Raw genomic sequence first — 12,927 nt, 5'->3', positions numbered from 1 at the left:
AGCCGTCCGCGCCGCGAGCTTCGCTCGGCGCGTCGCCTCGAAGCCCGGCCAGGCCCTGCCACCGCCCACCTGCACCGCAACCTGGCCCCACCGGCACCCTCCACATCTGTGGGGCCTGATGCACTGGCGCATGTTTCGGTGCTTCGCCCCGCAGTGGCATCCGTTCGTGATTACGTCCACGCATTCGCTTGTTACCGATGAGGTGTTACACCCGATCGGTAAGGTTCAACCTCTTCTGATCGGGTTGAATGTTCCCGATCAGGTTGAATCTTCCCTAACGGGTGTAATCCTCTCGCGCGGTTCCCCAACGATTGGCAGCCATATGGAACCGACGCTCCGGTCCATCACATGCCGGCGTGGGTTTCGCCCACAGGCCCTGAGCCGAGGATGGAATCACGGATTGGAAAGGCCCCAACAGCTCACTTACCAAGGACCTCAGTTGCGTCAGATCCTCATAGTCTGGCCACGAGAATCGATAGATTGTCCAGCCAGCGCCACGTAAATCATTTTCACGTTGGATCCAGTCACGCTTCGCCCGAGCAAAGTCGGCTTCGTTCTTTCCGAGCTTTCCAATCCCATCGAACTCGAAGATGATCATGAGTCCCGGAATAGCGATGTCCGCAAAATAACGCCTCCCGTTGACGACGATCTCGAACTGGGTCACGACCTCGAAGGCACTCACCGACTTCACCACCCACAGAAGAGCGGCCTCAGCAGGGTTCTCGCAGCCCGGGTCAGCGGCAACAATCAGGCGTTTAGCTCTCCGGAAGGGGATAGTTTCTTTGCCTGTCGCGCGTTCTTCGAGCCTTGCCAGCATATTGGCCCGCAGACCATCCGAACGTTGCCGGTCCACGTCCTGCGTAAACACCGAAAATTGCGACTGTCGATTGAGTAGCATACACAGTGCCACGAAGGCACTTAAGTGTTCAGAGAAGAGAGCCATGCGCACTCCAGCATCAACGATTCCTTCGACGGTGATGCCCTCTACTTGCTCAAGCTCCGGCGCATTGGGTGGCACGACGCTCCACCGGACCGAGACAGCAGGCACCCGAACAGCCTCCGCTTGGACTGCGCGCAGCAATTTGTGCCCACGCCGCGAAGGAGTCCACACGCAAACATCGGGGTTCGCTTCCCACAACGGAATACCTCGAGCAACGAGCGCACTGGCTCCGATGAAGACACGATCTTCACTCCCCGCATGCTGCACAGCCAACAATCGTGCTCGTGACACGGCTTCCCAGACAGCCCATCGCGAACTCAGGAATTGAGCATCGTCGACGCGTACGTAGCACCCCTTCATGATGTGTAGATACACGCATGTATCTTGCATATCGCGAGGAATTCGACAGCCCGACGATGAACGAATTACGGTCAGCTGATTGTCACTCATATGTGGATGATTGCAGCACGGCGAAAGCACCTCACCTAGAACGGCTGCCCCTGTGGAAAACACACGACACGAACAAAGGACTGTGGATAAATGCCCCCCAGCTCCTGACAATGGTGGCCGACAACAGCACCTGCCCAGGTATTCACTTGTTACCGATGAGGTGTTACACCCAATTGGTAAGGTTCAACCTCTTCTGATCGGGTTGAATGTTCCCGATCAGGTTGACCCTTGCACCAAGCATTTCCCATCCCAGGCCCATCCACGCATCAGCTGCTCGTTCATCGCGCCGCACGCACCAGGCCCACAACCTTCGCCGAGGCCGGGGCACCCGTCACGCGGGCCCAGCGAGCCACGACATCAGGAACATCGATGGATGGATCAACGAGCAGAGCCGTTGACAGGGCCTCAGCCAACACACCCGACGAGGCCACGACACTGACTTGTCGCACACCTGCATGAGCGGGATACCCCGTGCGCGGGTCGATGATGTGGTGGTCCAGCAGGCGCGAGGAGGGTGCCGCCCCATCGGCGTGAGAGGACACGGTAGCATCGGCCGCGCACGCGGGTGTTTCACGGGTTGTTTCACGCAGGGACGAGGTCTGCCCTCCCCCGGTGGGCGCGCCGGGCTCGCTAGCAATAACAGTGGGGTGAGTACGGGCAGCAGTGCGAGCCTGCGCGATCACACCATCAGAGCCAGTGCCACCCGCGACGGAACCCTCGCCTGACACGCCACCGCTGGCATCACGACCGGCACAGTCCCCACCGTCCTGCGCACCGCCATGCACACAGCCAGCCGCGCCTGTTTCACGCGATGTTTCACGCGCGTGAGGAGCCGACACAGGATCGGGCGCAGCCCACGCGCGCACCCTACCCATCGGCCCGAGGTTGTCCCCGGACGTCGACAGTGACGCCATGTCACCCACGGGAAGTTCCACGACGCCAGAGACGGCCGTGGGCGCGCCGTTCGGGTCGCGCACGCCTGCGCGCCACGGGGAACCGTCGGCGCGGGTCCCGAACACCGACACCGACGACGTCCCCACCGACACAAGAACTCCGCGCGCCCCCATGGAGACCGCCAGGTCGCGGCACGCGTCAGCGGTGTACCCCTTCGCGACGCCCCCCAGGTCGAGGCGGGGGCACGGCACTCCGTCANCCCGCCCCACCCGATGACGTCCACGCGGGTGCCCATCGCGGGAAACGAGGAACGCCAGGTGGGTGCGGTCCCCGCAGCCTGTGTATGCGTCGCGTCTTGGGGGGCGGCCCGCGTGTTTGTATCCGCCCGATTGGCGCCAACTGGGGCGTCCTCGTCGCCTGTAACGGCGGCGGTCTGGCGGGACCTGGCCACGGCCTCGTTCCCCGAGGGGGCGCTAACAGGCGTCCCCGCGCCGCTCGGATCAGTCGTCGGAGTTCCCGAGGTCGGCGTCCTTCGTGGAGTCGTTGAGGCCGGGGATGTCGATGTCGTCGGCGCCGTCGGGGGATACGCCCTGTGCGGCGGCGATGGCGCGGATGGCTGCCTGAACGAACTGTTGGTGGGCGACAGTCGCGCCGGTGATGACGTCAACCTTGGCGGGGTCGCCGACCTGGGTCAGGTTGTCGGAGTACTCCTGGTAGGAGGCGACGGCGGCCTGCGCTTTCTTGTAGTAATCCTGGTTGAAGACCTCGCCCGAGGAGCTCTTGCCGTAGTCGGCACCCTTGTCAGTGCCGTCGGCAAGCGTGGTCTGGTAGGTGGTCGCAGTGATGTGACCACCCTCTACGGTGATCGTGATCGTACCGATGGAGCCTTGGTCGTCGGGGTTGGACTGCGCACTCCAGGTGCCGTCGCTCATGGGCTTACTCATGTCGAGGCCGGTGGAGGGCGTGCACGCGGCCAAGATGGTTGCGCCGAGCGCGCCGAGGACCGCGAACGAGGCCGGGGCGATCCATCGCGAACGGGTGGTGTCGGCGGGTCGAGCGGTCATCGTACTTTGTCCTTTCCGCTGCGCGCGTCGCCGTCACGGCCGGGCAGGACGGGCCCGGAGGCGTGCGCCGCGAAGTCGTGGTCGTGCCAGGTTTCTTTCACGACCTTACCGTGATCGAGCCGAATCTCGCGCTGGCCCTGTTCGGCGACGAGCGCGTCGTGTGTGACGACCATGAGGGTCGTGCCGTCGCGGTGGAGCTGGTTGAACAGGTCGAGGACGATTTCCTCGTTGGTTTCGTCCAGGTTTCCGGTGGGTTCGTCGGCGAGGACCAGCTTGGGGTAGTTGATGAGGGCGCGGGCCACGCACACGCGCTGTTGTTCGCCGCCTGAGAGTTGGCGGGGCAGGTGGGTGGCACGATCTGCGAGGCCAACACGGTCGAGGGCTTCGAGGGCTTCTTTTTCGTCGGGCATCGAGTGGTAGTACTGGGCGACCATGATGTTTTCGAGGGCCGTGAGGTGGCCGATGAGGTGGAACTGTTGGAAGACCAGGCCGATGGTGCGGCAGCGGACTTCGGTGAGTTCGTCGGCGGTCAGGTCGGAGATGTCGTGTCCATCCAGCATGACGGTGCCCTTGGTGGCGGTGTCCATGGCGCCGACGATGTTCATGAGGGTGGTCTTGCCGGAGCCGGATGGGCCGACGATGGAGACCCATTGGCCGCGCGGGATTTCGAGCGAGACGTTGTCGAGTGCGTGCAGGTCGCCGTAGATTTTGGAGACGCCCTCCAGGGTGAGCAGGGAGTCCGTGGTGGCAGGCGAGGCCTGGGTTGGCTCGTGTTCGTTGAGCGCCGAATCGGGGGTGGTGTCGGGGGTTGTCATGGTGGTTCTCATTCTCCGCGCAGGACGAGCGCGGGGTCGACGGCCAGTGCGCGGCGCACGGGCGGGAGGCAGGCGAGGACGGCGATGAGGATCGAGCAGGCGATCGTGCCGATGAGGATGAGCGGGTGCAGCGAGATGGACCGGTGGAACACGGAGGTGGAGATGAGGACAGCGAGGCCGTAGCCGGCTCCCGCACCGAGGATGCCTCCGATGAGGCCGAGCATGATTCCTTCGCCCATGAATTCCGTGGTGATGGAGCGTGCAGTGGCGCCCAGTGCTTTGCGCAGGCCGATTTCGTTGCGTCGCTCGGTGACGACGGCGATCATCGTGGTGGACACGCCGATCATGGTGAGGGCCAGGACGATGACGGTGATGACGACGAGCAGGGACCGCAGCATGGTGAGGACGCCCGTGTCGGATTGGGCGAGGCGTCGCACGGTCTGGGCGTGAATGTCTGGGTTCGCAGCGTTCATGCCGTCGGCGACGGCGCTCAGCGCATTGCCTTCGAGGGCGATGGAGTATTCGGCGAGCGACACGGTGCCGCTGGTCCCGGTCAGCGCGTCCATGTCTTGGGTGGACATGTAGACGTAGCCGTCTTCGTTGCCGCCTGTCTTCAGGATGCCGGAGACGGTCAGGGTGACGCTACGCGGGTCGGGTTCTAGGGCCGAGGCCTGGGCTGATCCTTGGGTTCCGGCGCCGGACTGTGGGCCTTGGGTGGCCGGGGAGGTGGATGCGCCCGACTGGGTAGCAGCGTCGTGGCTCGTCGATGCCTGTGGCGTGGCACCGACTTGGGCCTGCGCTTGGGCGGCCTTCGCGGAGGCTGATCCGTCGAGTTGGCTGATCGTGATCGTAGAGCCTGTCTTGACGTCGATGGTGGAGGCGATCTGTTCTCCTACGAGAACCTGCCCGGACTCACCTGGCCACTGCCCATCCACGTACCAGTAGGGGTTCATGGAACGCACGGCCGCCAGGTCTGTTCCACCGGCCACATACGGCTGGTCATTGATGGTGACGGTCTCGTAGTCGAAGGCCGCGGAACCGACCAGCGCGCCCGAGGGAACCAAACTGGTTGCGGTCGCCACGGCCTCGTCCGTGAGGACCCCATCCCCGGCAGGCGAAACGACGAGGTTCGCGCCATAGGAGCGGATCTCGCGGGCCATCTGCGCGGGCACGTCCACCGCGATCGTCACGAGACCGGAAAGGGTCGTCGCGCCGATTGCGACGGCGAGGACCGCGATGAGGACGCGGGAGCGGCGGCGCAGGATGGAGGAGATAACCATCCGCCAGAACATTGCTCGTCTGGACATGGGAATCACCTTCCGTGGAGGACTTCAGCCGCGTTGAGGCGCAGCAGGTAACGGATCGCTGGGATGGAGGCCCCCAGGACGACGAGGATGACGAGGACCGCGACGAGGCCCACGACGACGGGCGCGAAAGCGATCGAGGAGTGGAACACCATGTATCCGATTGCCTGGGCCAGCGCGAGGCCGCCGCCGTAACCGACGACGCCGCCGACCAGTCCGATGATGATCGTCTCCGTCAGGAACAGCGCGATGATCTGTTTATCTTTGGCACCCACGGCCTTCATGAGTCCGATTTCGCTGGAGCGTTCCATGACGCCAGCAGTCACGAGGTTCGCGATGGCCAGAGCGGAGGCGATGAGCGCCAGGACGGTGACGAGGACCATGAGGAGCTGAGTCTTTTCGAGGATCGTACCTTCGGACTGGGCGACCTGGCGGACAGGGCTAGCGACAGAGTCCGTCATGACTTCCTCGATCTGGTAGGCGATCGACGAGACGTAGGCCGTGCAGTACCAGGTTTCTTTTTCTTTCACCGTCAGCGAGTTCGGGTTCTTCGCAGCCTTGCGCGCCAAGTCGTTGTCCGGCGTGGTCAGGGCTGAGACCTCGACGCTGCCGACTGCCCCCTCACGCCCGATGAGTGCCTGTGCCTGCGCCAGCTGAATAAACACGCCGCGGTCAGCGTCGTCGCCGCTGGTGATGATGCCACGCACCGTGAAGTCGCGCGTGATCCCCTCGCGGGTGAGCGTGAAGGAGTCGCCGACGGCCAGCCCGTGCGCGCTAGCGTAGGTCGACCCGACGACCGCTCCATCCGCGTCGTCGTCCGCAGGCCACGCGCCCTCCAGCCCCCACCATCCGCGGAGCCTGTCCAGGCCTGTTTCGACGCTCTCGCCTGTGGCCAGTTCGAGGTGGTGACTAAACCAGGTGCCCGTGGTGGGCACGTGCTCGCCGCTGGCGTTCGTGGCGGACACGTTCAGCAGGGGCGCGAAGTCCAAGATGTTGTAGGTCCAAAAGATCGTCTTAATGTTGCCCAGCTCGTCTTCGCGCAGGTACGAGTGGGCCTCGGCGGCCTCGCCCGTGTTGTAGAGGTCATCGAGGACGGCTGCGCCCTGAGGACGCACGACGATGTTGGCACCGTACGATTTCAGTTCCTGGTTGACCTTGTCGCCCACGTTAAACATGACGGAGAGCATGGACGTGGCCACGCACGCTCCCAGCGCGACCGTCAGCGCGATCATCAGGTGGCGGTTCCCTCGCCGGGTGAGGGCGCCGCGAATCATTCGAAGAAACACTGTCAGCCCCCTACTTCACGAAGACAGAGGCCGAGGCCTCGAGCACCGAGATCGGAACGGTCAGCGTGCCGTTGGAGACCTTGTATTCAATGGGGATCGGGTTGCAGCCACCCTTAAATCCGATGGTCGCGATGTTCATCGCCACTTCACACAGCTTGCAGATGACCTTGCCGTCCTTCTCGTAGTATCCGGTTGGCCCGCAGATTTCGCATGCGTCCAAACCGACCCCGAAAGCGGACCCCGCCTTCTGGATGACAATGAAACGCACCTTGACACCACTGGAGGTCGTGTACTCGTAGCGGTGCAGGTGTCCGTCGGAAATGTCGGCCAGGTTGACGCTGACCTGGTCGTCGACGACGCTGTACGACTCGGGAGCTGAGAGTTCGACCTCCTGGCTGCCGTATGCGACACCAACGGTGATGAGCAGCGCGCCGCACAGGTAGCCGATCGCAGCGGTGCCAGCCATGGACTTATATAGGCGTGAGCGGGCTCGTCCCAGGCGGCCCTCCGCCGGGTTCGATCCCACGGTCGGGATCGAGCGGGACGCGCGCCAGGTCAGCACTGCGACGACGCCCAGGGACAACGCAGCCACGATCGTAAAAACAGCCTCGTTGTTGATGAACCAGACGATGACATCCCACGATGACTTGGGAATCTTGATCCAGTGCTTAGCCTTCATGATACGCACGAACAGCAGGGCGTAGTTAACCAGCAACGACAACACGATGACGACGGCGGGCCACAGTCGGTTATTCCACAAACATATCCGGTAGCACAGCCACGCCAAGAAACACACGAGGACCCACGCCAGCGCGTAGCCGAGGATCGCGAGCACCATCGGTGTCGAATAGATTTCAACGCCGCCCGACGTCATCATGACCGCCTGGCTCATGGCCACAGGTACGCAACGGAACAGCGTCAACGCGATGACGAGCGCACCCACGACGCGCACGATGAAATCACCGAACAGGGGGGTTTCCATCGACGAGGCCGCCTGAGCCTCGTCATCTGCGTCCCCTGGCAGGTGGACCCGCATGCGACGCGACCGCAGCGCGACCAGCGCCAGGAAGACGATGCCGAGAACAACAGCAAGCGGCAAGGTGATGAGGGCGACGACCTGACGGTCCACGGCCTTGGGGGCCTCGACGTTAATAATCGTCAGCACCAGGGAGGAGACCATGCCCAGTCCGACGCCTAACCAGACTGCCCACGAGCGCGACTGACGTCCGCGCCTGCCATGGCCCGCGGCCGGCATGAAGCGGATGACGGCACCGACGACAAGCATCGATAGCAGCAGCGTCAACGTCGCTTCACTCATCTGTTGAAGCATTGGCTTTCCTCTCGCAATTAAGGTTCACCGAAGCCATTGGGCCCCGATGACGAGTCTAGTCCCCTCACGGGGCGAGGGCCGAGGCGAGCGGTCCCATACACGAACCACCGCCTCGGCCCCGACAAACGCGCGCGTCGATCACCAGGAAACGGCGGCGGGGTCCCACTGCCAGTCCGGGAACTCCGCGACGAGCGGCTCAGTCCAGAAGCGGCCCTCGACGCCCGTGGCCTTATCGGTGTGCAGCAGCCAGCCGCTGGGGGGCTTGATCGTGAAGGTCACGTCGTAGGTGCCGGCATCCAGCTTCGGCAGGTTCAGGCCGTAGTGCGGGCCGTCGGAGGCGTTCATCGGCATGAGCGTGCCCTGCTGAACGACGTTACCGGACTTGTCCGCGATCGTGTAATCCACGGTCAGACCGGGCACGAAGTCGCCCGCACCAAAGCCGAGATTATTATCCTGTGCCGCGTGAATATCCGCCTCAACGTGCATCGACGACTCCGCAGCCGGGGTGCCGACCTCGGGCTCCATGTCAACGGGCTGGAAGTAGACGCCACCCACGACGAGGGGGCCGACGTGCACATCGTCGCCCAGGGGCTGCTCCTCGAAGCCAGCATCCTCACCGGGGGCGGCCGCGCCGGTGTCGGCGCCGGTGTCGGAACTGGCCGTGGATGTGGCGCCCGTCTTGGTCGTTTGAGAGGGGGCAGAGTTGTTCGAGCAGGCAGCCAGGGTGCCTGCGAGAGCCAGCGTGGCCAGGGCCGCGCCGACACGGAAGAGGGAGCGCTTCATGCGTTGATCTCCTTAGCGTGTTGAATGGGTGAAAGGTCGGTGTCGCTCAATGAGCGTCATTCCTCGGCCCGCGTTTGGGCGGCAGCCTCGCGGGCGAGGCGAGCTTTTCCGAAGAAGTAGAGACCGACGATCAGGATGAGAACGACGGCCTGCGCGGCCACGTTCTCCACTCGGGGATAGATCCCCAAGAGGTCAATGGTCGGGAACCCAGAAATCGGTGTCAGGGACACAACATCAGCTTCCTGGAGTTCCCCGATGCCCGAGCCTGTGAAGGTGACGGCCATGAAGGCCATCAGGATCGAGGTCACCGTGAAGAAGGGGCGCAGCGGGATACGCACCGCCGCGAATTGTATGAGCAAGTAAATGACGACCAGTGCGGCCAGGCCGACGGCCAGGCCAATCCACACATAGTGGACCTTGTCGCCAGCAGCAGCGACGATCGGCACGTAGAACAGGATCGTCTCGGCGCCCTCGCGCAGGACAGCGAGGAACGAAATGAAGGCCAAGCCAACGAGGGATCCGCTGGTCAAAGAGGCATCCGTCTGATCTTTAATGTACTTGTCCCACGCTTTGTTGGAGGACTTATTGATCATCCAGTTCGAGACCCAGATCAGCATAACGACCGCGAAGAGAGCGGCGAAGCCTTCCAACAGTTCCTGGTTCGCTCCAGCCAGGGAGGTCACGTAGCTGAAGAGGAACGCCAGGCCAACCGATATGGCGAGCGCCAGGGCCACGCCGCCCCACACGATGGGGGCCTTCTTTTTGTGACCTGCTTTGGACAGGTAGGCCAGGACGGCGGCAACGACCAGGATCGCTTCCATGCCCTCACGCAGGATCACGAGGAGAGAGGGCAGGAACTGTGCGATCCACGGGGACGAACCGCTGGCCGCTGACTTACCGGTGTAGCCGTCGAGGGTGTTGGCGTCCTCACGGATGTAGTTCGTGAGTGTCGCGTAATGCGCATCGACAGCCGCCGAGTCGTTGTCTGTCATGGCCTTTTTCAGGAGGGAGAACTCCATTTCGACCTGCGAGACACGCGAGCCGGAAATGCGGCTCATGACCTGCTTCTCCATGCCGGTGATCTCGTAGTGCTTGTAGTAGGCGTCGTTGATCTTGTCCTTGCCGGCCTTTGCGTCACCCCCCTTGTAGGAGTTGACGCCGTCCGCGATGATCCCGTTAATCGTTCGAGCGACCTCACCCCACGCTCCGGGACTGTAGTCGTCAGACGAGGCCTGGGCGGCATCGGACGGCGACACGCCGTCGAGGGTAGCGGCGTCTTCCACGATGTACTGCTTCAAGGTTGTGGCATGACTGGTGACGCCCGCGCTGTCCCCGTCCGCCATCGCTTTCTTCAGGAGCGAGAACTCCATTTCCACCGTCGATACACGCGATCCGGAGATGCGGGCCATGACCTGCTTCTCCATGCCGGTGATCTCGTAGTGCTTGTAGTAGGCGTCGTTGATCTTGTCCTTGCCGGTCTTCGCGTCGCCGCCGTTGTACGCATTCACCCCCTCGTCGATGATTCCGTTGATCGTCGTCGCCACGTCACCCCACGTTTGTTCGGCTGCCCGCGAGGGTGTGGCGACAACCGCCACGACAATAGTTGCCATGAGCAGGGCGATGATAAGACGAATAGACCGCTGGACGACATGTTCAGCGTGGGCGCGTAGCACTGCCACGGCTTGCCTCCTGACGAGTCGGCGCTCAGGCGCCGAGTTGATGAAATTCCCACCGAACAGCGTAGCCACATCTCGTACAGGTGGAAAGTAGTCTGCTTAGGTTGTCCTAAATTGTGATCATGCTGTGACAGTGTTTAGCGCGGAGACTTACCCCCATCGAGGGACTAAGGGCCCAGGATTGCCGCTTGCTGACACGATGCCATAAAAGGGTGACAGATCAGGCAAAATGCATCTTCCATCGAGCCACGACGAGGCGCACGCAGCGCCCGACGGTCCGGAGGGCCTGGCTGCGGCGCCGACACGCGTCATCAAGAAAGCCCCCAGCCAAATTTCGCACGTAATTTAACCCGGTCATTTTTCGAGATAGGCCACAAACGTTGCAATTCCAACAATGCAAATTCAATGTTTGAACAAGCCACAGGGGAATTACGTGCGACATTGTTGGGGAACCACTCCGGTATTTCAAACGAAAGAACCCACCGATTGGAGCGCGCCCGACGGTCCGGAGGGCCTGGCTGCGGCGCCGACACGCGTCATCAAGAAAGCCCCCAGCCAAATTTCGCACGTAATTTAACTCGGTCATTTTTCGAGATAGGCCACAAACGTTGCAATTCCAACGATACAAATTCAACATTTGAACAAGCCACAGGGAAATTACGTGCGACATTGTTGGGGAACCACTCCGATCAGCGGGGAGGTCGGACTCACCGCCAGGCTGCACCCGTTACGTCGCGCTGCACCCGTTACGTCGCGCTGCACCCGATCAGAACGGGTGCATTGCCTACGGATCGGGTGCATTGCCTACGGATCGGGTGCAATGCCTACGGATCGGGTGCACTGCCTACGGATCGGGTGCAGCACCCCCAGTCACAAGAACAAACGCGGAAGCTGCGAGACGCGGACCTGGGTGCGGTGCCGGTGGGTGGCGGCAGGGCCTGGCCGGGCTTCGAGGCGACGCGCCGNGCGGCGCCCGGGGAGGCGGCCATGCCGCGGGCGATGAGCTCCTTGTCGGCCTTGGCGTCGAACTGCGGGAACATCAGCTGGGTGAGCTGGTCGCCGGTGACGCGACCCAGGGCCTCGTCGCGGGTGATGAGTTTTTCGCCGAGGAGCTGGGTGGCAATGCGGAACGCGGCGGCGGCGGTGCGCTTGCCGACACGGGTCTGGAGCATCCACAGCTTGCCGCGCTCGATCGTGAATTCGATGTCGCACATGTCGCGGTAGTGGGTTTCGAGCTTGCGCATGATGGCGCGCAGTTCGTCATAGACGGGCTTGTTGATGCGCTCGAGGTCGGACAGGGCCAGCGTGTTGCGGATGCCGGCGACGACGTCCTCGCCCTGCGCGTTCTCCAGGTAGTCACCGTAGACGCCGGAGTGGCCGGAGGAGGGGTCACGGGTGAAGCAGACGCCGGTGCCGGAGTTTTCACCCATGTTGCCGAACACCATGGTGCAGATGTTGACGGCGGTGCCCAGGTTGTGGGGGATGCGTTCGCGGCGGCGGTAGATGCGGGCGCGCTCGGTGTTCCAGGAGCGGAAGACGGCTTCGATGCCCATGTCCATTTGGGTGCGGGGGTCCTGCGGGAAGTCCGCGCCGGTCTGTTCCTTGACGATGCCCTTGAAGGTGTCGACGAGGCCTTTCAGGTCTTCGGCGGTCAGCTCGGTGTCGCCCTTCACGCCGCGTTCGGCTTTGAGGTCGTCGAGGGCGTCGGAGAAGAGGTCGCCGTCGATGTCGAGGACGGTCTTGCCGAACATTTGGATGAGGCGTCGGTAGGAGTCCCACGCGAAGCGCTCGTTACCGCTAACGGCTGCGAGGCCGAGAACGGATTCGTCGTTGAGGCCGATGTTGAGGACGGTTTCCATCATGCCGGGCATGGAGAACTTTGCTCCGCTTCGCACGGAGACGAGGAGCGGGTTGGTGGGGTCGCCCAGGTGGCGGCCCATTTTGTCTTCGACGCCTCGCAGGGCTCGGGTGACCTCGGTGGCAAGCGTCTCGGGGACGGACGACTCCTTGAGGTATGCGCGGCACGCCTCGGTGGTGATCGTGAAGCCAGGGGGAACAGGCAGGCCGAGCTTCGTCATCTCGGCGAGGTTCGCTCCCTTGCCTCCGAGCAGGTCCTTCATAGACTTGTCACCCTCGGAGAAGTCGTACACATACTTGACCATCGTGGTCCTCAACTTCCTTGTTTGCGATGATTGGCCCGGCTGCGGGCCACTACCACAGGCAAGGATACACGCTTCAAGGGACTAAGGTCACTTCGAGACACACCCCGTAATGATTGTCCTGACATTGACGAGGCCGTGGTTGCTTGTCGGGTATTGTCTCCTCGCGTGGAAACGGGCTTCAAGGAGGTTAGGCAGGCAATCGGCGTCGCTGTCACACCGGATG

At 62.9% G+C, this 12,927-nt stretch carries 9 protein-coding genes and 1 pseudogene; all 10 read right to left on the bottom strand.

All coding sequences use genetic code 11. The annotated features are described in order from the left end of the window. Positions 1–274 precede the first annotated feature (274 nt). Positions 275–1,390 carry a hypothetical protein gene (locus BQ7477_RS12230; protein WP_234968643.1) on the bottom strand — a complete coding sequence of 372 codons (1,116 nt, stop codon included), beginning with the start codon at positions 1,388–1,390 and terminating at the stop codon, positions 275–277. A 278-nt stretch (positions 1,391–1,668) separates the two neighbouring features. After that, positions 1,669–2,535 carry an FAD:protein FMN transferase gene (locus tag BQ7477_RS02285; RefSeq protein ID WP_073982662.1) on the bottom strand — a complete coding sequence of 289 codons (867 nt, stop codon included), beginning with the start codon at positions 2,533–2,535 and terminating at the stop codon, positions 1,669–1,671. Positions 2,536–2,784: 249 nt separating this feature from the next. After that, positions 2,785–3,348 (bottom strand): FMN-binding protein, encoded by a 564-nt coding sequence (locus BQ7477_RS02280; protein WP_073982661.1) that lies wholly within the window; start codon positions 3,346–3,348, stop codon positions 2,785–2,787. Beyond that, positions 3,345–4,163 (bottom strand): ABC transporter ATP-binding protein, encoded by an 819-nt coding sequence (locus BQ7477_RS02275; protein ID WP_200783453.1) that lies wholly within the window; start codon positions 4,161–4,163, stop codon positions 3,345–3,347. Before BQ7477_RS02275 ends, BQ7477_RS02280 begins: the two co-directional genes overlap by 4 nt. Before the next feature lie 8 nt (positions 4,164–4,171). Continuing rightward, a complete protein-coding gene (locus BQ7477_RS02270; RefSeq protein WP_073982659.1) occupies positions 4,172–5,470 on the bottom strand; it encodes an ABC transporter permease in 1,299 nt (432 codons plus the stop codon). Positions 5,471–5,475: 5 nt separating this feature from the next. Continuing rightward, a complete protein-coding gene (locus BQ7477_RS02265) occupies positions 5,476–6,753 on the bottom strand; it encodes an ABC transporter permease (protein WP_234968642.1) in 1,278 nt (425 codons plus the stop codon). A gap of 10 nt (positions 6,754–6,763) precedes the next feature. Continuing rightward, a complete protein-coding gene (locus BQ7477_RS02260) occupies positions 6,764–8,083 on the bottom strand; it encodes a DUF2318 domain-containing protein (RefSeq protein WP_073982657.1) in 1,320 nt (439 codons plus the stop codon). 138 nt (positions 8,084–8,221) lie between these two features. Further along, a complete protein-coding gene (locus tag BQ7477_RS02255; RefSeq protein WP_073982656.1) occupies positions 8,222–8,866 on the bottom strand; it encodes an iron transporter in 645 nt (214 codons plus the stop codon). A gap of 56 nt (positions 8,867–8,922) precedes the next feature. Then, positions 8,923–10,545 (bottom strand): FTR1 family iron permease, encoded by a 1,623-nt coding sequence (locus tag BQ7477_RS02250; RefSeq protein WP_084795607.1) that lies wholly within the window; start codon positions 10,543–10,545, stop codon positions 8,923–8,925. 965 nt (positions 10,546–11,510) lie between these two features. Next, a pseudogene (locus BQ7477_RS02245) lies at positions 11,511–12,704 on the bottom strand (PEP/pyruvate-binding domain-containing protein); the annotation flags it as partial. Positions 12,705–12,927: the final 223 nt, after the last annotated feature.

It is taken from the genome of Actinomyces bouchesdurhonensis (assembly GCF_900128465.1).
Lineage (GTDB): Bacteria > Actinomycetota > Actinomycetes > Actinomycetales > Actinomycetaceae > Pauljensenia > Pauljensenia bouchesdurhonensis.
The sequence above is the reverse complement of the archived record's forward strand: the minus strand, read 5'-3'. Positions and strand labels throughout refer to the sequence as shown.

Excerpts from the sequence above, each read along its gene's own strand:
- BQ7477_RS12230 (WP_234968643.1), bottom strand. The coding sequence starts at position 1,390 with ATGAGTGACAATCAGCTGACCGTAATTCGTTCATCGTCGGGCTGTCGA.
- BQ7477_RS02280 (WP_073982661.1), bottom strand. The coding sequence starts at position 3,348 with ATGACCGCTCGACCCGCCGACACCACCCGTTCGCGATGGATCGCCCCG.
- BQ7477_RS02275 (WP_200783453.1), bottom strand. The coding sequence starts at position 4,163 with ATGACAACCCCCGACACCACCCCCGATTCGGCGCTCAACGAACACGAG.
- BQ7477_RS02270 (WP_073982659.1), bottom strand. The coding sequence starts at position 5,470 with ATGTCCAGACGAGCAATGTTCTGGCGGATGGTTATCTCCTCCATCCTG.
- BQ7477_RS02260 (WP_073982657.1), bottom strand. The coding sequence starts at position 8,083 with ATGCTTCAACAGATGAGTGAAGCGACGTTGACGCTGCTGCTATCGATG.
- BQ7477_RS02255 (WP_073982656.1), bottom strand. The coding sequence starts at position 8,866 with ATGAAGCGCTCCCTCTTCCGTGTCGGCGCGGCCCTGGCCACGCTGGCT.